This window comes from Sorangium sp. So ce128 (assembly GCF_051525245.1).
GTDB classification, from domain to species: Bacteria; Myxococcota_A; Polyangia; order Polyangiales; family Polyangiaceae; genus Sorangium; species Sorangium cellulosum_B.
Window position 1 is genome coordinate 9,017,656 of record NZ_CP150313.1, and the last position, 23,990, is coordinate 9,041,645.

Sequence of the window (23,990 nt, forward strand, 5' to 3'; positions counted from 1 at the left end):
GCGGCGGCGCGCCGGACCTGCGGAATGCGCCGCGGCGATCCAGTATCGTTGCTGCGCGCACGCATGTCCGCCCCCGCGAAGAGCCCGAGCCTGATCGTCGGAATCGACCTCGGCACCACGCACACCGTCGTGGCGTGGGCGGAGCGCGACGCCGGTCCCGGTGCGATCCGCGTCTTCTCGATCCCGCAGCTCGTGACCGCCACCGAGATCGAGGCGCGCCCGCTGCTGCCGTCCCTGCTCTACGCGCCCCTCCCCGGCGAGGCGCCCGCCGATCCGTTCGGCGACGCGCCCTTCGCGATCGGCGAGCATGCGCGCCGGCGCGGCGGCGAGATCCCCGGGCGGCTCATCGCCTCGGCGAAGAGCTGGCTCTGCCACCCCGCCGTCGACCGCACGGCGCCCATCCTGCCATGGGGCGCGGCCGAGGAGGCGGCCTCCCTGCCGCGCGTCTCGCCGCTCGACGCGAGCGCCCGGATGCTCGCCCACGTGCGGCGCACCTGGGACGACGCCTTCCCGGAGCGCCCGCTCGCGGCGCAGGAGGTCGTGCTCACCGTCCCGGCCTCGTTCGACGAGGTCGCGCGCGAGCTCACCGTCGAGGCCGCCCGCCGCGCCGGACTCTCGGCGCGCCTCCTCGAGGAGCCGCAGGCCGCGTTCTACGACTTCATGCGGCTCGCCGGCGCCGAGGGCCTCGACGCCCTGCTCGACCGCTCGGGCGGCGAGGCGATGGTCCTCGTCTGCGACGTCGGCGGCGGCACGACCGATCTGTCGCTCATCCGGGTCGCCCGGGGCGCTGGCGCGGCCAAGGGCCACCTTGAGGTCTCCCGCGTCGCGGTCGGCCACCACCTCTTGCTCGGCGGCGACAACATGGACCTCGCGCTCGCCCACCTCTCCGAGCCGCGCCTCGTGGGCGCAGGGGAGAAGCTCGACCCGGCGCGCTTCGGCCAGCTCGTACTGGCCTGCCGTGCCGCCAAGGAGCGCCTGCTCGCCGGCGGGGCCTCGTCCGGCGGCGCCGGCAGCGCCGCGCCTGCGCCGCCGGACGACGCGCCGGTCACGGTGCTCTCGCACGGCGCGCGGCTCGTGGGCGGCGCGCTGACGACGCGCCTCGGCCGCGACGAGGTCGAGGGCGTCGTGCTGGACGGCTTCTTCCCGGACGCGCCGCGGGACGCCCGGCCGCAGCGCGGGCGGAGCGGGCTCGTCGCGTTCGGCCTGCCCTACGAGCGGGACGTCGCGATCACCCGGCACGTGGCCTGGTTCTTCGCGCGCCACGCCCCGGAGGCGCGAGGTCCGACCGCGCTGCTCCTGAACGGCGGCGTCTTCCGCGCCCGCCGCGTCGCGGAGCGCCTCGCGCAGGTCGTCGAGCGCTGGGGCGGCCCGCCGCTCGATCTGCTCCCGCACGCCGATCCCGACCTCGCGGTGGCGCGGGGCGCGGTCGCGTATGGCCTCGCCCTCGCGGGCCGCGGCGTGCGCATCGAGGGGGGCGCGGCGCGCGGCTACTACGTCGGCCTCGAGCCGCCCGCCGGCGGGGGGCCGCGGCCGGCGGTCTGCGTCGTGCCGCGCGGCGCGAAGGAGGGCAGCGTCCACGCGGCGGCCGGGCGGACCTTCGCGCTCGTCGTGGGGCGCCCGGTGCGGTTCGACCTGTTCGCGTCGGACGACGCGCGCGTCGCTCGCGCGGGCGACCTCGTCCCCCTCGAGGACGACCGGTTCGAGGCGCTGCCGCCGATCGCGGTGGCGTTCGACGCGGGGGACGCGGCGCGCGCGGCGACCGGCAAGCAGGCGGAGGTGCGGGTGCAGATCGAGGGAGAGCTCACCGCGATCGGCACCCTGGATCTCGCCTGCGTCGAGGTGGACGCCGCGGCGCCGCGCCGCTTCCGGCTGGCGTTCCAGCTGCGCGAGGACGGCCGCGGCGCGCGCGCCGCCGAGGCCGAGGGCGGCGCCCCGGCGGAGCGGGCGCAGGCGAGGCCTCACGCCGCGGCGGCGCCGGGCGGCAAGCGCCTCGACGAGGCCCGGGAGGCGATCGAGCGGGTGTTCGGCAAGGGGCGGCCCGACGTGGCGCCGCGGGAGGCGAAGAACCTGGTGCGCGAGCTCGAGCGCGTCCTCGGGGAGCGCGCCACCTGGACGACGGAGACCGCGCGGGCGCTGCTCGACGCCCTCGTCCCGAGCGCGCGCTCGCGGCGGCGTTCGGCCGATCACGAGCGCGTCTTCTGGTCGCTCGCCGGCTACTGCCTCCGCCCCGGGTTCGGCGACGCGGGCGACCCGGCGCGCGTCGCCGCGCTCGCGCCGCTCTTCGCCGAGCGGCTGGCGTTCCCGCAGGAGGCGCGCTCCTGGCAGCAGTTCTGGATCGCCTGGCGCCGCATCGCGGGCGGCCTCGACGAGCCGCTGCAGGTCGCGATCCGGGATCTGGCGGATCCGTTCCTGGCCCCGGCCGAGCAGCGGCTGAAGAAGCCGAAGGGGGTGAAGCCGGAGGCGCTCGATGATCTGCTCGAGCTCTGCGCGTCGCTCGAGCGCGTGCCCGCCGGCCGGCGGAGCGAGCTCGGCGCGTGGATCCTGGAGCGCACATGGACCGACCGCGACGCGCGGCTCTGGGCGGCGATCGGCCGCCTCGGCGCGCGCGTTCCGGCGTATGCGAGCGTCCACCATGTGGTGTCGCCGGCGGCGGCCGAGCGGTGGATAGACCACCTGCTGCGCGAGAAGTGGCAGGATCTGCCGTCCGCGGCGCCGGCCGCGGTGCAGCTCGCGCGCAGGACCGGGGACCGGGCGCGCGACGTCTCGGACCGGGTCCGCGGCGAGGTGGAGCGGCGGCTCGTCAAGGTGGGCGCCCCCGAGGCGTGGCTCAAGGCGGTGCGCGAGGTGGTGGCCGTCGAGGAGTCCGAGCGCGCGGCGTTCTTTGGAGAGGGGCTGCCGGTGGGGCTGCGGCTTGTGAGCGAGTAGCAAAAGCCCTTCTGCGCGCTTCGAGGTCCACTGGCGGCCTCACTTCCAGAAAGAGCAGGCGCCGTCCACACCCCCGCAGACCACCTCCGGGCTCAGGCGGTCACAGGTCGAGATTCCTTCGCTCGGCGGGTGATCATGGCAGAGATCGCCGCCGCAGCGGTCAGCGGCGAAGTCGGCCCCTGAACTGCACCCGCCCTACTCGCCGGAAGCCGCCCCGATGCATGCCTCGAGCTCCGGCGTCGCCCGCCAGCCGCATTTGCCCGACGCGCCCCGCTCGCACACGCTGTGCTCCTTGTAACACGCGTACTCCTCGAGCCACTCGCACGTGGTGACGATATCCACACCCTCGTCGGCGCAGATCTGCCCGCTGCAGCCGGTCACCACGCACGGCGCAGGCTTGTCGCCGCCAATGCACGCCTCGAGCTCCGGCGTCGCCCGCCAGCCGCACTCGCCCGACGCGCCCCGCTCGCACACGCCGTGCTCCTTGTAACACGCGTACTCCTCCCGGTACTCGCAGGTCGTGGCCACGTCCTCATCTGCGCAGACCTGACCGCTGCAGCCGGTCACCACGCACGGCGCAGGCTTGTCGCCGCCAATGCACGCCTCGAGCTCCGGCGTCGCCCGCCAGCCGCACTCGCCCGACGCGCCCCGCTCGCACACGCCGTGCTCCTTGTAACACGCGTATTCATCGAGCCACTCGCAGGTCGTGACCACCTCCTCATCGGCGTCGGCACAGACCTGACCGCTGCAGCCGGTCACCACGCACGGCGCAGGCTCGCCGCCGCCAAGGCACGCTTCGAGCTCCGGCGTCGCCCGCCAGCCGCACTCGCCCGACGCGCCCCGCTCGCACACGCCGTGCTCCTTGTAACACGCATATTCCTCACGGTACTCGCAGTCCGTGACCACGTCCTCGTCCGCGCAGACCTGGCCGCTGCAGCCGGTCACCTGGCACGAGGCCGGCTCGCCGCCCGCCACCCCACCTCCCCCAGGGTCAGCCCCCCCGCCCTCGATCGGGCCCTGACAGCCTTTGCCCTTGGCGCCGGTGAGCAAAGGTACGAAGAGCATGAGCATCGCAACGACAAGTCGGTGACGTTTGCTGAAAAGATCCATCGTCAAGCCTCCTATCAAGAGATAGACGAACCTGCCATTCGGCAGCCGCGGGCGCCAGGATTCACACCTCGTGCCAAGCACGGCGCCGGCGCCCCCCCACGCATCCACGCGCGCAGACGCGATGCTCTGGCGATGACGAGCAGCCGCCCACAAACCGCGTGAGCCGCCTCCAGGTCATGAGAGCTCACCCCGGGATCGGGGCATCGAACATCGTCACGGCGCACGCCTTGCGGGCAGGCCCATGACCGCCGGCAACCCGCCGGCCGCACACTCTGGCACAGGCCGCGGTAATACCCGCAAATTCCTTGGATTTTTCGCGAAGCTCCGCGTGGCCCGTTATTTGCTAAGTGCGCCGGGCACGGGACCTGAACAGCGCACGCGCACCGGCGCAGACATGACGCCCTGTGTCTCGTCCTCAACGAGGTGAACTATGACCTTCCTGTCTCGAACTTACGCCGGCTGGCTCGTCCTCGCGACGGCGGCGGCCTCGGCCGGACTCACCGGCTGCGGGAAAGGCTCGACGGGGCCTTCCTCCGAAACCGGCTCGACCGATTTCATCTCTGACAATCCGAGGGCCGGCGGTGGAAGAGATACGGCCGGGGATGGCGGCGAGGGCTCAGCGGGCACCGGAGGCGACGGCGCCCCGACCGCGCCCCCGGCCGACGGCGACGCCGAGCGCGCGATCACCGAGGCCGACATCATCCAGGTCAAGGACGGCAAGCTCTACGCGCTCTCGCAGTACTCGGGGCTCAGCATCATCGACATCTCCCGGCGCGACCGGCTGAGCCTCCTCGGGCGCTACCGGGCGAGCGGGATCCCCTTCGAGATGTACCTGCGCGACGGGGTCGTCTACGCGATGTTCTCGTCGTGGACCCAATACATCTACGACGCGGCCACCGGCGAGTACTCCTACGAGCAATCGAGCCACATCGAGGCGCTCGACGTCTCCGACCCGGCGGATATCCAGCAGATCGGCTCGTTCGACCTGCCGGGCGCCATCTCCGACTCGCGCATCGTCGGCGACGTGCTCTATACCGTCACGTTCGAGGACGGCGGCTGCTGGGGGTGCAAGCAGTCGCGGAACACCACGATCACCTCCCTGGCCGTCGGCGCCCCCGCCGAGATCGCCGTGGTCGATCAGCTGAGCTACGACGACGACCCCAACGACTACGGGTGGCAGCGCAGCGTGAGCGTCACCCAGGACCGCATGTACATCGCGGGCATCGAGTGGGACGGCACCGACGAGGGGCACTCCACCATCCAGGTCGTCGACATCTCCGATCCCGGCGGCGCGCTCGTCGAGGGCGCGAGCGTCGAGGCCGTCGGCCAGATCCAGAGCCGCTGGCAGATGGACGAGCACGAGGGCGTCCTCCGCGTCGTCAGCCAGCCCGGCCTCTGGCGGACCGACGCGCTGCCCGGCGTCCAGACCTTCGCCGTCGCGTCCTCGCAAGAGCTCACGCCCCTCGGCTTCACCGAGCTCACCCTGCCCAGGCCCGAGACGCTGCGCTCCGTGCGCTTCGACGGCGACCGCGCCTACGCGATCACGGCGGAGCAGACCGACCCGCTCTTCACCATCGATCTCAGCGATCCGGAGCACCCCGCCCAGCTCGGCGAGCTCGAGATGCCCGGCTGGGTCTACCACATGGAGCCGCGCGGCGACCGGCTGCTCGCCCTCGGCTTCGACAACGCCGCCACGGGCGGCTCGCTCCACGTCTCGCTCTTCGACGTCTCCGACCTCGCGAAGCCCACGATGCTGGAGCGCGTCCATTTCGGCGGCGACTGGGCGAGCTTCGCCGAGGGCCAGGACCGGATCCACAAGGCCTTCACCATCCTCGACGATCTCGGCACCATCCTCGTGCCCTACAGCGGCTGGGACATCGACGAGGCCGAGGGCTGCGGCTCGTACGAGAGCGGCGTCCAGCTTGTCGACTTCACGGCCGACACGCTCACGAAGCGCGGCTCGGCGCCGGCGCGCGGCCAGGCGCGCCGCGCCTTCGTCCACGACACGCGGCTCTTCGCCGTCTCCGACCAGGAGGTCGGGACGTTCAACATCGAGGATCGCGACGCCCCGGTCGAGGCCGCCGACCTGGCCCTGGCGACGGTCGTCAGCAACACGGTCGCCACCGGCGATCTCGTGATCCGCATGGGCGCGGACTGGTGGACACAGGCCGCGGCGCTCGAGGTCGTGTACGCCGCGGAGCCGGGGCGCGCCGAGCCGATCGGGAAGCTCGACCTCGCGACGCTGGCCTCCGGATCGAAGAGCGACTGCTACGGGTCCGGCCTCGTCAACGCGCAGCTCTTCGCGCACGGGCAATACGCCTACCTGCTCTGGCCCTCGTACGCGGACTCGACGAAGACGAGCCTCGCCGTCATCGATCTCACGAACCCCGAAGCCCCCCGGATCGCGAGCCAGCGCGATCTGCCGTTCACCAGCAACGCGCTCTACTATAACGGGTACTACGGCAGGGTCGTCCCCGCGGGCGCCGCCGTGGTCCAGGCAGGGAGCACGCTCGTGCTCCGCAACGTCGAGGACCAGTACTACTACTACGAGGACGGCAGCGGCGCCCCGCCGCCGCAGCCCCGCGATCCGTCGCTCGAGATCATCGACCTCTCGAACCCGTCGAGCCCGACGCACCGCTCGCTGCCCCTGCCGGACGGCGCCGGTTACACAGGCCTGCAGCTCGACGGCACCACCGTGCTGACGTCGCACTGGGTGCCGCTGTCGAACGACGCCTCCAGGGCGCGCTTCTACATCGACCGCATCGACGTGGCCGATCCCTCATCGGCGGTCGTGCGGACGCCGGTCAACGTGCCCGGCTCGCTGCTGACCTTCGATGCCGCGTCGGACCGCGCGCTCACGATCGATTACGAGGCGGTCGAGCTCGAGGTCGCGAGCTACCAGGAGTGCTACAGCGCGTTCAGCTACTACGCTGAATTCGTGCCGGCGAACCAGGAGAACTACGATGGCCCCGGCGTCTGCCGCGGGACGCGCCACACCCTCAAGCTGCTCGACGTCGGCAGCGCGAGCGCGCGCCTCCGGGACGAGCACACGCTCGACGACGACACCCGCCTGGACCAGGTGTTCGTGGGCGATGACCGCGTGTTCATGTACACCTCCGGGTACTACGCCGTGGGCGACGCGGTGGGCGGGGGCGCGTACTCGTCCGGGATCCTCGTGGCCAGCGGGCTCGAGGAAGGCAGCATCGATGTCGCGATGAAGGAGCTCTCGAGCCCCGACGCCGGCTGGCCGCGCGCGGTGGACGGGACGCGCCTCCTCCTCGCCGGCTACAACCCGCCCGGGCTCTCGGTGCTCGACGCGGCCGACCTCGACGAGCTGACGCTCGAAATGAAGGGCGAGCTCTCGTCGTACGTCTCGCAGGTGACGATCTCCGGCGACACCGCGCTCTGCGCGCTCTGGTACCACGGGCTCGAGGTCGTCGACCTCGGCGACTGATCCACGCGCCGCCCCTTCGCCGCGCACCGCTCGTCACGGGCAGCGCGGCGAAGGCGCCGCCCGGCCGCTACCCTCCGTAGATCTGCCCGATCTTCTGCACCGAATCCCACACGTACACGCAGCCCGAGCTCAGCAGGAGCCCCGGCAGGATCACCGCCGACCAGGCGAGCGTGAGCCGTGTGCTCGGCGCGAGGCGCTCCGTCTCCACCAGCTCCACCAGCGCGTCGCGGGCGAGGCGCCGGACCGCGTCGGCCCGGGCCGGTTCGAGCGGGGCGACCGGCGGCAGATCGGCGAGGCCCCTCGCCAGAGGATCCTCTCCTGAGAACGGCTTCATCGAGAACCTCCTCGCGTCTGTCCATCCGTCGCATCCGCGGCGTCCGCGGCGGAGATCGAGGTCGTCGATCCCCGCCGGGGCCGCTCAGCATTTCGCCTTTCGAGGCGGGCCGCAAGCTCGGCGCGGGCGCGCGACAGGCGCTTGCGCGCGGCGTCCTCGCGGATGCCGAGCACCTGGGCGACCTGCGCCGTGTCGAGCCCCTCGACGGCCCCGAGGAGCAACACCTCGCGGTGCACCGCCGCGAGGTCGCGGAGCGCCGCCTCCAGCGCCGCCACGTCGGCTCGGGCGTCCGCCGTGCCCTCGGGCTCGGGCGCGGCCGGCGCGGGCTCGCGGGAGAACAGCGCGGCGCGGGCGAGGTCGAGCAAGGCGGAGCGGCGGTGGCTCCGGTAGCGGTTCCTGGCGATCGTGAACAGCCACGCGGCGAGATCGGTGTCCTCGGCGAGCCGGCCGGCGTGGCGCGCGACGGCGAGCCAGGTGTCCTGGAACAGATCCTCGGCGACGTCGCGCCGGCCGGAGAGGCGCACGAGGAAGGTGAAGATCCGGGGGTGGTAACGCGCGTAGAGCTCGTCGAAGGCGCGCGGATCGCGGCGCCTCAGGCGAGCCGCGAGCTCGGCGTCGGACGGAGCTGCTGCGCCCTCCCTCTCCACGCCGGCATAACGCGCGAGGGCTGCGGGCGTGACAAGGAAGTTTTCCGGTCACGGGATCCGCGGCGCCGCGTTGGGGCTCGTGAAGGCCGGCGCACACGACGGCGGCGACGACACGCGGCAGGCAGAGAAGAGCAGACGAGAGGGAGGCACCGATGTTCGATTTCTTCGTCGAGGGCGGCTGGGGGATGTGGCCTATCCTGGTCTTCGGGATGGTCACGGTCGGCGCGGGGCTGCAGTTCGCCCGGCGGCCGGAGCCCGGGAAGCTCGGGTTCATCGCGGCCATGGGGCTGACGACGCTGGTCGCGACGATCCACGCGACGTGGATCGACCTCGGCGCGGTGTTCAGCGCCCTGTCCGACCCGGCGAAGGTGCCTGACGGCGAGCTCGCGCGTGTGCTCATCGTGGGGCTGAAGGAGAGCACGCGGCCCGGGTCGCTCGGCGGGTTGCTGCTCGCCATCGCGTGCCTGCTCTCGGCGGTGGGCGTCCTGCGCGCCGGTCGGGCGGCGTGATACGCGGCGCGGCGGCGCGCGCCGCGGCGAGCCGCGCGACGCGCATTCGTGAGCGCCGGCGGGCCACGCGGCCGCGCGGCCGCGAGGACGCACGCTCCCCGGCGGAGGGGGCGGCCGGGAGCGCGGCGGCGGGTCTCGCCCAGCGCCGGCGCTTGGCGCCGGGGCCCGGGTGCGGCACACAAGGTCCATGGGCAGAGCCGAGCTCGCGCAGCTGATCGATCGCGATGGCCTCGACGCCTCGGATGGCTCTCGAGGCCGCCTCGCGATCGCCGTCCCGGCGGCGTGGGCGCGCGACGGCGCCGAGATCGAGATCGCCGTGCCCGCCCGCGTCACCTGCGCCCGCTGCGACGGCGGCGGCTGCGACAGCTGCGCCCGGAGCGGCGCCCACCGCGCCCCGGCGGAGGTCGCCGCGAGGACGCTGCGGCTCCGGCTCCCCCCCGATCTCAGCGGCGGCGTGACGCTCCGCCTCGTGCGCCCGTTCGGCGAGCACGCCCCGCTCGATCAGCTCCTCGTCGAGCTCCGCGAAGACGGCGCGGCGTCGCCGGGCGTGCACCGCGTCCCGCCGCCCCCGTCGGACGCGCTCGCGGGCTCTCCGACGGCGAACGGCGGGCGCTTCCGTAGGCTCGGCGCCGAGCTCGGCGCGCCGGCCCTCATCGCGACCCTCGCCGCGATCGCGGCGGTCCTGGGGCTCCTGCTCGGCCGCTGAGCGCGCAGGGGAGGCGGCGCGCTCCGCCCTCGGTCGACGCGGGCGAGGCCGGCTGGAGGGCCTCGCTGCCGTGCTTTGCTCATGCTAGCGAGAGGCCCGCGGACGCGCGCGGGAGCCGACCGCACCGCCACCGCCGCGCAGGGAGAGCAAGCACATGAGTCTCAGCGAGCCCATGCGGGCCAGGATCGCCACCATCATCCGCGAGAGCGATGTCGTCCTGTTCATGAAGGGCACGCGCACCGTGCCGCAGTGCGGGTTCTCCGCCACGGTGGTGAACATCCTCGACGAGCACCTCCCCGAGTACCAGACGGTGGACGTGCTCTCGGATCCCGCGCTGCGCGACGGCATCAAGGAGTTCTCGAGCTGGCCCACGATCCCGCAGCTCTACGTCCGCGGCGAGTTCGTCGGCGGCTGCGACATCGTGAAGGAGCTGCACGCGACCGGGGAGCTCGTGAAGGCGCTCGGGCTCGCGCAGGGCGAGGCGCAGGCGCCGCCCACGCTCCGCGTGACCGCGGCGGCGCTCGCGGCGTTCGCGGCCGCGAAAGAGTCCGAGGCCGACTTCGTCCACATCGAGATCGACCCGTCCTACAACTACGGCCTTTACTTCGGCCCGCGGCAGGCAGGTGACGTCGAGGCCCAGGCGGGCGGTGCGGTGTTCCTGCTCGACCGCGCGAGCGCGCGGCGCGCCGAGGGGCTGTCGATCGACTTCGTCGAGGGCCCCTCCGGCGGCGGCTTCAAGCTGGAGAGCCCGAACGAGCCGCCGAAGGTCAAGCAGATCTCGTCGACCGCGCTCAAGGCCCTTCTGAACAGCGGCGAGGCGATCGAGCTGTTCGACGTCCGGACCGAGCAGGAGCGCAAGATCGCCACGATCGAGGGGGCCCGTCACCTCGATCAGGCAGGGCAGCGGTACCTGGAGACGCTCGCGAAGGACGCGCGGATCGTCTTCCACTGCCACCACGGCGGCCGCAGCCAGGCGGCCGCCGAGCACTACCTCGCGAAGGGCTACAGGAACCTTTACAACCTCCAGGGCGGAATCGATGCGTGGTCGCAAGATGTCGACCCCTCGGTGCCGCGGTACTGAGCGCCTCGGCCAGAGGCACGCCCACAACGAGCAACCGCACACCCACGACGAGAGAGGCGCGGGCATCGCTTCTCGATAGATTTTTTCAACCACAACGGCCAACATCCGAGAGCCTTCAGGGCCGGCGTGGGATCATGTATGCGTAAGGTGTGGGTGCCGACGATCAGTCGACGATCAGGGCGTCCGACACCGCGCCGTCGGCGTCGCCGGAGGGGGCGACGCCTGGCCTGGTGGTCATCTTCGCCCGCGGCCAGCCTGCCTGCGCGCCGATCCCGCTCGAGGGCGGCGCGGTCGTGCTGGGCCGCGCAGCGGCGGACGACACGGTGGTGGTCGAGGACGAGCAGGTGTCGCGCCGGCACGCCCGCATCGCGCTGTCGGGCGCGGGTCTCCGGATCACCGATCTCGGCAGCAGGAACGGCACCTTCGTCGATGGAGCGCAGATCGAGGATCAGGTCTTCTCGTCGCTCCCGCGCGTGATCCGGCTCGGGAGCACGCTGCTGCGCTTCACCATGGACATCGAGCCGTTCCAGCGCGGCGGGGTCCTGGAGCACGAGGACGGGCTGGTCGGCCCCACGCTCAGGCAGGTCCGCGAGGCGATCCACCGCGCGGGGATGCGCGGGGATACCTTGCTGCTCACCGGGCCGAGCGGCTCGGGCAAGGAGCTCGGGGCGCGCGCCTACCATGCGGCGACGGGGCGGGGCGGCCCCTTCGTCGCCGTGAACTGCGCCGCGATCCCGGAGGGCCTCGCGGAGCGGCTGTTCTTCGGGGCGCGGCGGGGCGCCTACTCGGACGCGACCGCCGACGCCGAGGGCTATATCCAGGCTGCCCACGGCGGCACGCTGTTCCTCGACGAGATCGCGGAGCTCGATCCGTCGGTTCAGCCGAAGCTGCTCCGCGTCCTCGAGACCCGGGAGGTGGTCGCGCTCGGCGACACGCGCCCGCGCAAGGTGGAGTTCCGCCTGTGCGCGGCCACGTTGAAGGATCTCCAGGCCGAGGTCGCGGCGCGCCGGTTCCGGGACGACCTCTATTACCGGATCGGCCGGCCCGAGGTGCGGATCCCGTCGCTGACGGAGCGGCTCGAGGAGATCCCCTGGCTGGTGGCGGCGGAGCTCAGGCGCACCGGCGCGCGGCTCGCGCCGGGGGCCAGCTTCCTGGAGTGCTGCGCGCTGCGCGCGTGGCCGGGCAACGTGCGGGAGCTGCTCTGCGAGGTGAGGCAGGCGGGCCTCGCGGCGCTCGCGGCCGGGCGCACCGTCGTGGAGGTGGCGGATCTCGCGCCGTCCGCGGGCCTCGACATCACGGAGGTCGCGAGGCGCACGCCGGCGCCGCCGGAGATGCGGCGGCTCGCCATCGAGACGGCGTTGCGGCGCGAGCAGGGGAACGTCACGCGGGCGGCGCGCTCGCTCGGGATGCACCGGAACCAGCTGCGCCGGTGGCTCGCCCGGCATGGCGTCGACTCGGCGGCCTTCGCCAGCGCGGGCAAGCGCAAGGGCGGCGCCTCCCTCCCCTCCGCCAAGGACGGCGAGCGCCACGAGCCCTCGTGACCGGCGGCGGATGAGCGGTTGAATCCAACGGTCGACGACCTAGGAAGGCGGACGGGGAGTCTTCATGAGCTCAGAGATCAGAACCACGGATCTATGCGACGAGCACCCGGACGTCCTCGTCGCCGATCCGATCTTCCGGGATTACGGCGGAGCTCGGCTGTTTCACGGGCGCATCACCACGGTGAAGGTCCATGAGGACAACGTGCTCGTCCGCAAGGCGCTCGAAGAGCCCGGCCAGGGGCGGGTGCTGGTCGTGGACGGAGGCGGCTCCCTCCGCTGCGCGCTCCTCGGAGACAACATCGCCGCCATGGCCCACCAGAACGGCTGGGCCGGTGTGATCGTTCACGGGTGCATCCGCGACGCGGAGGCGATCGGCCAGATCCCGATCGGCGTGAAGGCCCTCGCGACGCACCCGAGGAAGAGCGCCAAGAAGGGCGCGGGGGACCGCGACATCGCCGTGACGTTCGCCGGCGTCACGTGGGTTCCTGGCGAGCTCGTCTATGCCGATCATGACGGCATCGTTTGCGCGCAGGCGCAACTTGCCTGAGAGCCCGCACACGCGCTCGCGTCCCAGGTGCGGCAAAACGCACGTCCCTGGGCGCTTTTGCCACACCTCGAGAGGAGGGCGCGCGGCGGCTGCGCCCGGTATGGCTGGGCTCGGATCCGGTCAGGACGCGTGAACGTCGCGCGCCGCGTCGAAGCGCGCCAACTGGCGCGGCCAATGCATCACGAGCAGGGAAGGAGCGATCAACACTCGTAGAATCGGGAGGACAAGAATGGGCAACATCACATCGGAACTGAAGAGCGATCTGAACAAGAGCCTGGAGTCGCTCCAGACCCTGCGCGACGAGATCCGCGTCAGGCTCCACCTTGCCGGCATGGACGCGAAGGACGCGTGGGACAAGCTGGAGCCCAAGCTCCTCGACGCCGAGAAGCTGGCCGACGACGTCTCCGAGGCCTCGCGGCACGCGCTGCGCGAGATCGTGGAGAAGGTGAAGGAGTTCCGCTCGTCGCTCCCCTCCTGATCGCCGCGCCACCGCGGCGGAACGAGACGGAATCGCGACGAGATCGAGGTGGGGGCGCGACGCCGGGTCAGCCCCGCAGCGCGGCCGCCACGACGCGCGCGACGCTCCCCCACCCTGGATCCGCCGCGCAGGCCGCGAGCCGCTCCCCGACGACGTGGGAGCGCCGGTGATCGTAGAAGCCGGGCGGCCGCGGGAAGGCGGTGAGCGGCGCGCGCAGGAGGGTCTTCTCGACCTGCGCGAGCATCGCTGTGTTGTGCACGAAGCCGAGCCCGCTCTGGATGTCGGCGAGCGTCGAGCCCGGGTGGCCACCCCAGGGCGGGACGACGGCCGCGTGCGCGGCGGCGGGCGCCTGGTTCACCGCGATCACGCCGTACCGAAGCTCGAGCAGCGCGCGGTCGAGCGCGGCCCCGACGGCGGGGTCCTCCTCGCTCATCGGGTGCGCCACGATCGTCGCGCCAAGGCTGCCCCGGAGCCGGTCGTTGCAGAAGCGGGTCGCCGCCTCCAGGAACTCCACCGGATCGCTCGAGCCGACCTCGACGACGGAGAGCACGCCGCCGAGCGGCTCGGTCGAGAACAGCGGCTCGGCGGCGTCCGACGCGGCGAGCCCGGCGATCAGCGTCCAGGGGAGCTCGCCCGGCCCTGGCGCGCCGATCCGCGCGACCCCGCACGGCAGCGGCACGTCGGCGGAGGCCTCGAGGCGCTCGGGCTCGATCGGCGCGCGCCCGGCCGTGAGCCCGGCGTACCGCGCCTCGGCCTCCGGGTGGGCGGCGCGCCGCGGCGGCACGGCGGCGAGCGCGCGGCGCAGCATCCGGAAGAGCAGCGGCCGCTGCGTAAAGCCCCTGGGCAGCACGAGGACGCTCGCGGCATGGCTGCCGTGCGACGCGCCGCTCACGACCTGGCTCGCGAGGCACCTCGCCTGGAACCAGAGCTCGTCGCCGCCGTAGAGCCACGGCATCACGAGGACCGGGCTGGCGCCGCCGAGCGTGGAGGAGATGGGCTTGTCCAGCAGCCGCTCTCCCGACGCCCGACGGCGCGCCTGCGGCAGGCCCGGTGGCCCCCAGACGAGCGCGTCGTGCGCGCCCGCCGGGCCGGTGACGTGGACCTCCGAGACGGCGGGGTGAGCCGCGAGGTAGGCGCCCGACTCGGCGCCGCCGTAGACGAAGCGGAGGAGCCCGCGCGCGACGAGCGGCGCGAGGGCGCGCTCGACAAGCGCGCCGAGGGGCGCGCTCCGCGGGCTCATCGCGAGCGCCACGACGCGCCCCTCTACGAAGAGCTTGTGCAGCGCTTCCCGGAGGGGGACGCCGGCGACGTCGCCGGCGCCGAGCACCAGCGCGACGCCCCCTTCGGGGTCGCGCCGCTGGTAGAAGCGCGCCTGCTCTTCCCGGACGCCCTCGCGCGTCGCCCCGGGCTGCATCAGCACGCGCACGCGGAGGGGCCCGTGCAGGGCGGTGTCCTTCAGGCGCGTCGGGAACACCTCCACCTCGATCCGGCCGTCCGCGCGGGCGCGCACCGCCCCGCGGCCGAGCCGGGGGCGTCCGCGCGCGGCGATGTCCTCGAGCGCCTCGGCCAGGCGGCGCACCTGCGAGAGCGTGACGCAAGGCCCCGCGAGCCACGCCTCGCCGCTCGCCGCCGAGCCGGGATCGAGCCCCCGGTCGGCGCACGACGCCTCGACCTCGGCGCGCGCGGCGGCGAGCAGGCCCGGGAGCGACGAGCGGAGCAGGGAGGCCTTCTCGAGGGCCGGCATGCGAGCGAACCCGAGCGCGGCGTCGCCCAGCTCGGACAGCGCACGATCGAGCTCGGCCGAGGGTGTCTCGGCGCCGCGCTCGGCGCGCGGATCGACCGCCGGCACGGCCGCGGCGGCGCTTCCGGGCGCGAGTTCTGTGACGGCGACGACTTCGGGGACTGGCGGCATCGGGACGGAGATTACAGGCTGGAGATCGCGCGCGCGAGCGCGGCGACGGTTCGCGGCACGCGTGTAGCCGGCGTGCTCGGGATTCGGTACAGTCCACCGCCATGGATTGCGCTTTCACCACGGGTCTGGGCCCCGCGCGCGCGCCCTCCTCCGGGGCAGCTCTCCGCCCGGCAGCTTGCGGCCTCCTTCTCGGCCTCGGCGCGCTCCTCCTCGCGCCAGCGGCGACAGCGCAACAGAACGCTCAGCCGCTCCCGCAGGGCCAGGCGCAGCCCGGCGGAGCTGCCCAGGCGCCGTCCGGGTATCCCCAGCAGCAGGGGTATCCTCAGCAGCAGGGGTATCCTCAGCAGCAGGGGTATCCTCAGCAACAGGGGTATCCTCAGCAGCAGGGGTATCCTCAGCAGCAGGGGTATCCTCAGCAAGGCTACCCTCAGCAGCAGGGGTATCCTCAGCAGCAGGGGTATCCTCAGCAAGGCTACCCTCAGCAGCAGGGGTATCCTCAGCAGCAGGGGTATCCTCAGCAAGGCTACCCTCAGCAGCAAGGTTATCCTCAGCAAGGCTACCCTCAGCAGCAAGGTTATCCTCAGCAGGGATACCCCCAGCAAGGTTATCCTCAGCAAGGCTATCCTCAGCAGCCGCCTGGCTATGGTCAGGGCTATGCCTTGCCGGCCGGGCCCCCACCACCCCCGAAGCCCCCCGAGTCCACCTGCTGCCGCTGGTCGGTCCGCTACAACGCCCTGGATCTGCTGTTCGGGAAGATGACGTTCGAGGGCGAGGTCGCGATCATCGGGCCGCTCACCATCGGGATCGCGCCGTCGTGGATCTGGGGCTCGCTCGAGGACGCGTCGCTCGACACGACCGGCTACGCGCTGGCGGCCGACGTCGGCGTCTACGTCGAAGGCAAGGCGCTGCGGGGCTTCTGGGTGAAAGGACGCCTCGGCTACGAGTCGTTCGAGGCGGTCATCACCCCTCCCGGGCGGCTCGAGGGCCGCGGCGATGTGAGCAGCGTCGTCCTCGGCGGCATGGTGGGAAGCACGAACGTGCTCAGCCGAGACGGCGGATTCGCCATGTCGGGAGGCTTCGGGATCGGCGTGGCGCTCGCCGATCCCGTGACGATCACCGCGGGCCCCTACCAGTATTCCTTCTACGAGAAGGCGGGGAAGATCAAGCTCATGGGGTCGCTCTCGCTCGGCGTCGTCTTCTGATCGACGCCCTCGCCTGTTGGTCGCCTGCCACGGGAGAGGCGACCGGCGGCGGAGCCCTCGCGCGCGGCGCCCGCGCGGGACGGCCGGCGGCGTCCCTGGAACTTGGCCCCACGCGCGGCGACGTGGGACTCCTGCACCATGCCCTCTCGCATCGCCCGCCGCCCCGGGCCGGCGCTGCTGCTCCCGTTCCTGGCGGCGCTCCTGTCGATCGCGTTCGCCCTCCCCGCGCGCGCGTGGGTCGAGGTGCACATCGCCGGAGACGACGTGCGCCTGTCGATCGACCGGGCCGGCGCCGCCACGGTCGAGCACAAGGTCACGCTGAAGATCTCGGGCGGGCCGCTCCGCGGGCTCGACATCCAGGGCGTCGACCCGGACGCCCAGCTCGATCAGGGCAGCTACGCCGTGCCCTTCAAGGCCGCAGAGGCGGGCTCGCTCGCGTCCGCGACGCCGGTCGCGATCGAGCTCCTGCCGCCCGACCCCCGGCCGCGCGAGGACGGCACGCGCCGGCCGGCGGCGATGCGGGCCCGCTTCGACGGCAAGGGGCTGAGCCGCGGGGTGTTCGTGCTCTTCTTCCGCTACCGCACGGACCTCATGAAGCGCGGGCTCATCCGGCAGGACGGCCCGAGCTCCCGCGTCTCCTGGAGCGGCCCCGTCTGGGACGACGGCTACGACTCGGCGCGGCTCACCGTCGCGCTCCCGGCCGCGCCCGACGAGCCGCGCGTCGACGAGGCGCGGGACAGCGAGGCGGGCGAGGCGCCGTCCCCCGACGCGCTCCCGGCGCCGACGACGCTCTCCACGCTCCGCCGCGCGCTCGACAAGGACGAGCTGGAGCTGCTCCGCCCGTACGCCCCCAAGGCCGAGCCGATCCGGTGGGCGATCCGCGCCGACGCGCGCGCCTTCCAGCCCGAGCCCGCCGCGGCGAAGCCCGGGGCCGACACGCTCGGCCGCATCTCGGACGCCGCGGCCGGCAGCCCCGATCGCGGCCGCACCCTCTACGTGGCCGCGGGCGTGGTCCTCTTCGCGCTCTACAGCGCCCTCGTCGCGCTCAAGGCGCGCGAGCACGAGCGCCTCGCGCGCGCCGCGGGCGCCCTGCCGCGGCCCCTCGTCCCGATCCCGCTCGCGCCGCGCGCCGCGCTCGCGGGGCTCGCGCTCGTCGCCGGCGTCGCCCTGGAGCTCCTGCTCAGGGACGGCACGCCGGGCGCCGCGCTCGTGGCCGCGGCGACCGCGCTCGCGGCGCACCGCACGCCCCGCCCGGAGCGCGCCGCCGCGACCTTGCGGCGCCCTGGCAAGTGGCTCCCCATCGCGGAGGCCGAGGCGTTCCGCGAGCCGCCGCGGGCGCGCGGCGTCTACCTCGACGTGTCGACGCGCGCCGGCAAGGCGCTGCTCGTCGCGCTGCTCGCCGGGCTCGGCGCGGGCGTCCACGCCGTGGCGGCCGCCTCGCCGTACCACGCCCACCTGCTGGCGCTCGACGCGACGGCGCTGCTCGCGATCTTCTGCACCGGCCGGCTCGCCGAGCTCCCCGCCGATCCGGCGGCGCGGCCGGTCGCGTTCCTGCGCGACGTCGCGCGGCGCGTGCGGCGCCTGCGGAAGGCGCCCGCCGGCGCCGCGGCTGGGGCGCAGGAGCTCCGCGTCGTCGGCCGCCTCCGCATCCCGGACGGCAGCCCCGACGCCGACGAGCTCCGGCTCGGCCTCTCGCCGCGCACGGCGCTCCCCGGCTTCGTCGGGATCGAGGTCGGCGTCGTCTACGCGCCCGGCGCCGGCGGCGCCATCGGGCTGCCCGAGGTCCTGCTGCGCGTCGCCCCCGGCTCTCCGTGCGAGCGCGCCGTCGAGGGGCTCGCGAAGAGCGGCCGTTCCTCGCGCGGCCGGCGCCCCGGCGAGCGCGTGCTCGCGTTCACGCCGCGCCTGCCGACCGCGAGGATGACGGCGGCCATCGCCGCCGCGCTGGTCCGCGCCGCGTCCACCCCGCCCGCGGGCGCCACGCCGGCGAAGCCGTCCGGCGCCGGGGCGACCCGCGCGCCGCGCCCCCGCAAGAAGGCGGTCTCCGCTGCGGCGTAGCGCCGGGTCAGCCCCCGTCCCGACACGCTTTCGCGATCCGCGAGCCCCTCGCCAGCGTTCGTAAGCAGTCGTAACCATTCGTAGACAGCGCGCGGACATCTCGATATATGGCCGCGCGATGAGCTTTGGAGTTGCGAGCTCGAGCTTTCTTACGCGGTTCCAGCCCATGCGCACGCCGCTGCTCGTCAGCGAGCGGATCTACGCTGCTGCCGGGGGCTTGCTCGGGCTGCTGGCCACCGGGTTCGTGATGCACGCTTGCCTTGGCCCCACCGCGCACGCGCCGCTCCTGATAGCGCCGATCGGCGCTTCGACCGTGCTCGTGTTCGGGGTCCCCGCGAGCCCGCTCGCCCAGCCCTGGTCCGTGCTCGGCGGCAACGTGCTGGCGGCCGTCATCGGCGTCACGGCGGCTCGCGTCATCCCCGATCCGCTGTGCGCCGGCGCCGTCGCGGTCGCGGTCACCATCGCCGTCACGAGCCTGCTCCGGTGCTTGCACCCGCCCGCGGGCGCGGTGGCGCTCACAGCGGTCATCGGCGGCCCGGCCGTGACGAGCCTGGGCTATCACTTCGCGCTCATGCCGGTCGCCATCAACTCCCTGCTGCTCGTGGCAGCGGGGCTCGTGTTCAACAACCTGGTGCGCCGCAGCTACCCGCACGTCGTGACCTTGCCTGTCTCGCCCCACGGCACCGCCGATGCCCCGCCCGAGCTCCGCGTCGGCTTTTCGCCGAGCGACATCGACGCCGCCCTCGAGCGCCTCGGTACGCCGCTCGACGTCGAGCGCGACGATCTGATCGCCCTCGTCCGGCACGTCGAAGAGGAGGCGCACCGGCGCCTGCGCGGAGGCGTCACCTGCGGCGAGATCATGTCGCGCGATCTGGTCACGATTCACCCCGACGATCCGAGCGCGCTCGCGCTCCGCCGCCTCCGCGAGCGCGCCCTGCGCGTCTTGCCGGTGGTCGACGAGCGAGGTGTCGTGCACGGCGCGATCGACGTCTCGATCGCGTCTGCGATGCCCGAGGCCACCGTGCGCGACCTGCCGTCCATCTACTTCGAGACCGCCGGCGAGGACACGCCGATCAACGAGCTCTTTCGGCTCCTCTCCCGCGGGCGCGTGCACGAAGCGCTGATCGTCGACGCCCAGATGCGCCTGCGCGGCATCGTGACCCAAACCGATCTCCTGGCCGTGATCGGCCGCGCGCAGCTCGCCAAGGGCTCGGCGCTGGTCGGGTAGCGAGCCCAGGGCAGTACGCCCCTATGCGACACAGGCGCGCATCGCCACAGCGCACCATCCATGCACACGCCTTCACGTGCAGGAACACCTGCCAGGCCGACAACCGACAAGACGACAAATCGCCGGCTGCTCCACTCGAGCGTATAGCGAGCGATGATCAAAGCATGATAGTCTCGAGATAATCGTCTTTGTCTCCAGCGCCATCGCTGAAACGGATCGAATCGTGCATGGGTCGGCGCTCTCGCGGCCTTTTCAGCGAGGGCTGAGCGGCCGTCGACGCTCGCGACCCCGTCGTCGGCCTTGGTCACCTCGGAGTTTGGCCACACGGCACATTTGCACGTCTGCGCGTTTGCACGTTTTGCACGTGTTGAGCCGGCCCTGAAGGAGCTCTGGCGCCCATCACGCCTGTTGAGGTCATCCGTCCTCGAACAGGCACCAACCGATCGGGAGCGAACATGGCAGAAAGACCCCTTGTCCGCGTCATCACCTCCACGCCGCTGTCGGTGTGCGCTGCGGCCTGCGCCTGGCTCGCCGCGGGCGATGCGTCGGCGGCGTTCCAGTTCGACGCCACGGAGGCCGCGTACGACGCGACCTACGCGGCGGCCCCCATCGACGTGACCGGCGTCGTCGTCGACGAGGCGGGGTCGCCGATCGCGGGGGCGGAGGTGACGGCCATCGGCTGGGGGAGCGGCGCGGTCAACCACGGCGAGATCGCGTTCACCGACGGCGCGGGCGCGTTCACGCTGGCGGCGCTCGCGCGGCGCTCGGTCCTGCTGCGCGTCGAGGTCGACGGGTACTACGGCGAGATCGTCCCTGCCGATCTGCACCTGCCGCTCGCCGAGGCGGCTGCCGGGGTCGGCCGCGTCGTGCTGACCGAGCAGCGCGCGGGCCGCGCCCGGATCCTCGTGGGAGGCGACACGATGTTCGGTCGGCGCTTCATCGACAGCGACGAGGACGGCATCGAGGGAGAGGTGGGCGATCTGATCCGCCCCGCGACACGGCAAGCCGACGCGAGCGCGATCCTCTCCTTCCTGCGCGACGTCCTCGCGTCGGCCGACTACACCCAGGTCAACCTGGAGTGCCCCGTCACTGCCAACCCGCAGACGCCCCACCCTTACAAGTCGTTCACGTTCTTCTCCTACCCCGAGACGGTCAGGGCGCTCGCGCTCTCCGGCGTCGACGCCGTGAGCCTCGGCAACAACCACATGTTCGATTACCTGGGGGCAGGCGTCGCCGACACGCTCACCGCCGTCCCGAACGCCGGCCTCGACTGGTTCGGCGCAGGGCTCGACGAGACGATGGCGAAGGGCACCGTGCTCTACCGGACGCTCGGCGGCGTCGACGTGGCCTTCCAGGGGTTCAACCAGCTCGTCAACGACGGGACGACGCTCCCGGAGTACACGCTCACCGCCTCCGACGGGCCTCCTCCCAAGGCCGGCGCGCTCGAGCTCGGCCTCACCGAGATCAGCGACTTCATGGCGGAGGACGCGGTCGGGCGCTTCGCCATCCCGGTGCTGCACGGAGGCATCGAGTACAGCGACTATCCGTCGTCCGGCATGCGGCGGCGGTTCACCCAGCTCGTCCAGAAGGGCGCCGGCATGGTCGTGGCGCACCACCCGCACACGATCCACGGCATCGGGCTGTACAACGCCGGCGCCGACCCCCGCTATATCTTCATGTCGCTCGGCAACATGGTCTTCGATCAGGACGTCTTCGAGACGTACCAGTCGTACCTCGCCGCCATCGACATCGACGAGGACGCGAGCGGCAACCGCGCGGTGCACCGCGTGCAGCTCATCCCGTTCCAGAACGAGGACTACGTCCCGAAGCTCGTGGGCGGCGCCTGGCTCGGCCGGGCGATCCGCCACATCGGTCACCTCTCCACGACGCTGCCGGCGGCGCCCGCGCCCGGCGAGGCGGCGGACGGCATCACAGGGGCGGTCGTGTTCGCGAGCGGCCCGCGGGCCGCCGCGGCGAGCAGCGCCTCGCAGTACACGACGAGCGATGCGGTCGAGACGCGGAGCGTACCGCTGACGAGCCGCCGCACAGGCCCCCTCGCGCACCTGCGCTCGAACCCGGCGGACTCGCTCGCCGCCGTCCGGACGACGGCCGCCGCGAGCTGCGATTACGGCCGGGAGATCATGCTCTACGGCGACTTCGAGGACGGCGACGTCGACGACACCTCCCACGAAGGCTCGATGTGGTCGATGAGCGAATTCCGCTACATCGAGAACAGCGTCGTCCACGGCGGGACCGGCGCGATGGTGTTCCTTCGCAAGTCGAGCAACACGACCGAGGCCTCGACAAGCATGAACAACCGCGTCAAGTTCGAGCCTGGCCGCAAATTGACCCTGACCGGCTACATGAAGGGAAACAACGCCGGCCAGATGCGTGTGCAGGTCTACTGGTACACGAGCGGCGGGACCAGCGTGTCGAACAGCGTCGTCTTCACGCGCGCGGCTGGCACCTACGGCTGGCAGCCGTTCACCGTCGACCTGACCCCGCCGTCGAACGCGGGCTCCGTCCGGTTCTATTTCAGGGCGGGTGTGCCGGCGAGCGGCGAGGCCACCTCGTTCCTCGACGACGTGTCGCTCATCGAGTGGGAGGGCACCGTCGCCGACAGCTCCCTCGGGTTCGCGTTCGCCACGCCGAACGACTGGAGCTTCGTGCGCTGCACCGCCACGGATCCGGCGCTCACGAGCCTCGGCGTGACGATGACGCACCGGTCGTACGCGCTGGCCGCGGCGACGCCCTGAGCGCGCCGCCGCGGCCGGCGAGGGCAGCGGGCGCGGCGGGCGCGCGAACACGCCGAGCGGCGTCGAGCAGGCCGAGCTCGACGCCGAGGCAGAGCTCGGGCCCGCCGCCGATCTCGAGCGCGCCCTCGCCCCGCAACGTCACGTAGCCGCCGGCGCAGACGAACGGCGAGAGGCGCTCCGCCAGCGCGTACGAGGCCGAGACGCGCGCCTTGAGCACCTCGTTTCGCCCGGGGAGATCCCCCTGGAACGGGCCGCGGTGGTAGGCGCCGACGTCGGCGCTCAGCGAGAGGTCCTCGACGTCGAGCGGCAGGCGCGAGCCCATCGCGAGGCCCACGGCGTACAGGGGCTCGCGCTCCGCCGCGCGCCCGTCGTCGACGTCCGGCGCCTCCGGCGCGCGCGGCTCGCTGTGGAGCCCGAAGCTCAGGATCGTATAGGCATACCGGCTCGAGAACTTGAGGCCGACGTTGCCGTGCAGGCCGGTGCTCCCCCAGAGCGCGAGCCGGATCCCCCCCTCGCGCGGCAGCGGGAGGAGGCCGAGCGACTCCCCCTTGAGGTTGTCGGTCACGTTGATGACGCCGATCTGGAGGCCGTCGATCTTGCGGGCCACGTTGATGATGCCGATCTGGAGCCCGCGCTGCTCCTGCGAGACGTTGATGGCGCCGATCTGGAGCCCATCGACCCGGCCGATGTTGACGCCGGCCGCCTGCACGCCCGTCACCTGCCCGCGAGCGACGTTGACGGCGCCGGCCGCCTGCAGGCCGTCGACGTCCGCGTACGTCTGGTTGGCGACGCCGGCGATCTGCGCGCCGGTGACCGTCGTGCTCGCCCACCCGAAGAGCCCCGCGAGCTGCACCCCCGCGAGCGGGGCGTCCGCGAAGGCGAAGCCCCCCGCGAGCTGCAGCCCCTCGGCGCGCCCCGAGACGACGCTCGCGATCCCGAGCTGGAGCCCGCGCAGATCCCCCGACGTCCACGAGAACAGGCCGACCTGGGCGCCGTCCACGAACCCGACGCGCCCGAGCAGGAGCGCGAGATCGAGGTGGGTGGCGAGATCGGGCGCCGTGGCGTTGGTGCTCAGCGGGAAAATGAGCGACAGGTTGACGGGGAAATAGGGCGTCTCCGGGCCGCGGCGCACAGGCTCGCCGCCCGCGCCGCCGGCGCCGGACGGGTCGCTCGGCCAGGCCGACCGCGGCGGGGCGCGCCCGGGCGCCGCGTCCGCCAGCTGCTGCGCGGAAGCGCTGCGCGGCGCCAGCACGGCCGGAGCGGCCGCGCAGGCCGCGAGGATCGGCACGGCCTGGAGAGGACACCTCGCTCGGCGCGCGCGCGGCGACATCGCACCATCGTACACGCGTGCAGCGCCGAAAGGCTGCTCCGCGGGCGAAGAATCGAGCGGCGTCGACGGCGGTGCCGCGTGGATCCATCACAGCACCCCTGACCTCGACTTCCGCGCGCTGCTTCGATAGCCTGCGTGTGGGCGCTGCGCCGTGGACTCGCCATCTGCGCCGCGC

Annotated in this window: 18 protein-coding genes; 12 read left to right on the plus strand and 6 right to left on the minus strand. The window is 73.0% G+C overall.

Annotation, left to right across the window (positions count from 1 at the left end; genetic code table 11):
• Positions 1 to 63: 63 nt before the first annotated feature.
• Entirely contained in the window at positions 64 to 2,925 is a 2,862-nt protein-coding gene (locus WME82_RS34350) for an Hsp70 family protein (protein ID WP_438038749.1), read from the plus strand.
• A gap of 195 nt (positions 2,926 to 3,120) precedes the next feature.
• Here WME82_RS34350 and WME82_RS34355 read toward each other — a convergent pair whose 3' ends face one another.
• Positions 3,121 to 3,990: a hypothetical protein gene (locus WME82_RS34355; RefSeq protein WP_438038750.1), complete on the minus strand. Its 870-nt coding sequence runs from the start codon at positions 3,988 to 3,990 to the stop codon at positions 3,121 to 3,123.
• 475 nt (positions 3,991 to 4,465) lie between these two features.
• Between WME82_RS34355 and WME82_RS34360 the strand changes: the two genes are divergently transcribed.
• Positions 4,466 to 7,489 carry a beta-propeller domain-containing protein gene (locus WME82_RS34360; protein WP_438038751.1) on the plus strand — a complete coding sequence of 1,008 codons (3,024 nt, stop codon included), beginning with the start codon at positions 4,466 to 4,468 and terminating at the stop codon, positions 7,487 to 7,489.
• Between the two features lie 67 nt (positions 7,490 to 7,556).
• Here WME82_RS34360 and WME82_RS34365 read toward each other — a convergent pair whose 3' ends face one another.
• On the minus strand, positions 7,557 to 7,823 hold the full coding sequence (locus WME82_RS34365) for a hypothetical protein (RefSeq protein ID WP_438038752.1): 267 nt from the start codon (positions 7,821 to 7,823) through the stop codon (positions 7,557 to 7,559).
• Positions 7,820 to 8,470 (minus strand): RNA polymerase sigma factor, encoded by a 651-nt coding sequence (locus WME82_RS34370; protein ID WP_438038753.1) that lies wholly within the window; start codon positions 8,468 to 8,470, stop codon positions 7,820 to 7,822. The genes WME82_RS34365 and WME82_RS34370 overlap by 4 nt, the downstream gene beginning before the upstream one ends.
• A 152-nt stretch (positions 8,471 to 8,622) precedes the next feature.
• On the opposite strand from WME82_RS34370, the gene WME82_RS34375 reads away from it, so the two are divergent.
• The 6 genes from WME82_RS34375 to WME82_RS34400 all read left to right on the plus strand — a co-directional run bounded on the left by WME82_RS34375 (position 8,623) and on the right by WME82_RS34400 (position 13,332).
• Positions 8,623 to 8,979, plus strand: coding sequence for a hypothetical protein (locus WME82_RS34375; protein ID WP_438038754.1), 357 nt, complete (start codon positions 8,623 to 8,625; stop codon positions 8,977 to 8,979).
• A 187-nt stretch (positions 8,980 to 9,166) separates the two neighbouring features.
• Positions 9,167 to 9,685 (plus strand): hypothetical protein, encoded by a 519-nt coding sequence (locus WME82_RS34380; RefSeq protein ID WP_438038755.1) that lies wholly within the window; start codon positions 9,167 to 9,169, stop codon positions 9,683 to 9,685.
• A 154-nt stretch (positions 9,686 to 9,839) separates the two neighbouring features.
• A complete protein-coding gene (grxD, locus tag WME82_RS34385) occupies positions 9,840 to 10,766 on the plus strand; it encodes a Grx4 family monothiol glutaredoxin (protein WP_438038756.1) in 927 nt (308 codons plus the stop codon).
• 149 nt (positions 10,767 to 10,915) lie between these two features.
• The gene (locus WME82_RS34390) at positions 10,916 to 12,307 is read left to right on the plus strand and encodes a sigma 54-interacting transcriptional regulator (RefSeq protein WP_438038757.1); all 1,392 of its coding nucleotides are present in this window, start codon (positions 10,916 to 10,918) and stop codon (positions 12,305 to 12,307) included.
• Between the two features lie 64 nt (positions 12,308 to 12,371).
• Positions 12,372 to 12,854: a ribonuclease E activity regulator RraA gene (rraA, locus tag WME82_RS34395; protein ID WP_437740728.1), complete on the plus strand. Its 483-nt coding sequence runs from the start codon at positions 12,372 to 12,374 to the stop codon at positions 12,852 to 12,854.
• A 229-nt stretch (positions 12,855 to 13,083) separates the two neighbouring features.
• The gene (locus WME82_RS34400) at positions 13,084 to 13,332 is read left to right on the plus strand and encodes a hypothetical protein (RefSeq protein ID WP_437543878.1); all 249 of its coding nucleotides are present in this window, start codon (positions 13,084 to 13,086) and stop codon (positions 13,330 to 13,332) included.
• A gap of 67 nt (positions 13,333 to 13,399) precedes the next feature.
• Here the strand turns inward: WME82_RS34400 and WME82_RS34405 are convergent, their stop codons facing one another.
• Both WME82_RS34405 and WME82_RS34410 read right to left on the minus strand, forming a co-directional pair.
• On the minus strand, positions 13,400 to 15,244 hold the full coding sequence (locus WME82_RS34405) for a hypothetical protein (RefSeq protein ID WP_438038758.1): 1,845 nt from the start codon (positions 15,242 to 15,244) through the stop codon (positions 13,400 to 13,402).
• A gap of 11 nt (positions 15,245 to 15,255) precedes the next feature.
• Positions 15,256 to 15,861, minus strand: coding sequence for a hypothetical protein (locus WME82_RS34410; protein WP_438038759.1), 606 nt, complete (start codon positions 15,859 to 15,861; stop codon positions 15,256 to 15,258).
• A gap of 42 nt (positions 15,862 to 15,903) precedes the next feature.
• On the opposite strand from WME82_RS34410, the gene WME82_RS34415 reads away from it, so the two are divergent.
• The 4 genes from WME82_RS34415 (at position 15,904) to WME82_RS34430 (ending at position 22,485) form a co-directional block, all read left to right on the plus strand.
• Entirely contained in the window at positions 15,904 to 16,446 is a 543-nt protein-coding gene (locus tag WME82_RS34415; RefSeq protein ID WP_157907074.1) for a hypothetical protein, read from the plus strand.
• 138 nt (positions 16,447 to 16,584) lie between these two features.
• Positions 16,585 to 18,501, plus strand: a complete 1,917-nt coding sequence (locus tag WME82_RS34420) for a hypothetical protein (protein WP_438038760.1) — start codon at positions 16,585 to 16,587, stop codon at positions 18,499 to 18,501.
• 118 nt (positions 18,502 to 18,619) lie between these two features.
• Positions 18,620 to 19,729, plus strand: a complete 1,110-nt coding sequence (locus WME82_RS34425; protein WP_438038761.1) for an HPP family protein — start codon at positions 18,620 to 18,622, stop codon at positions 19,727 to 19,729.
• Between the two features lie 455 nt (positions 19,730 to 20,184).
• Positions 20,185 to 22,485 (plus strand): CapA family protein, encoded by a 2,301-nt coding sequence (locus WME82_RS34430; RefSeq protein WP_438038762.1) that lies wholly within the window; start codon positions 20,185 to 20,187, stop codon positions 22,483 to 22,485.
• Here the strand turns inward: WME82_RS34430 and WME82_RS34435 are convergent.
• A complete protein-coding gene (locus tag WME82_RS34435) occupies positions 22,424 to 23,773 on the minus strand; it encodes an LA_2272 family surface repeat-containing protein (RefSeq protein ID WP_438038763.1) in 1,350 nt (449 codons plus the stop codon). The two genes, WME82_RS34430 and WME82_RS34435, sit on opposite strands and share 62 nt — an antisense overlap.
• Positions 23,774 to 23,990 lie beyond the last annotated feature (217 nt).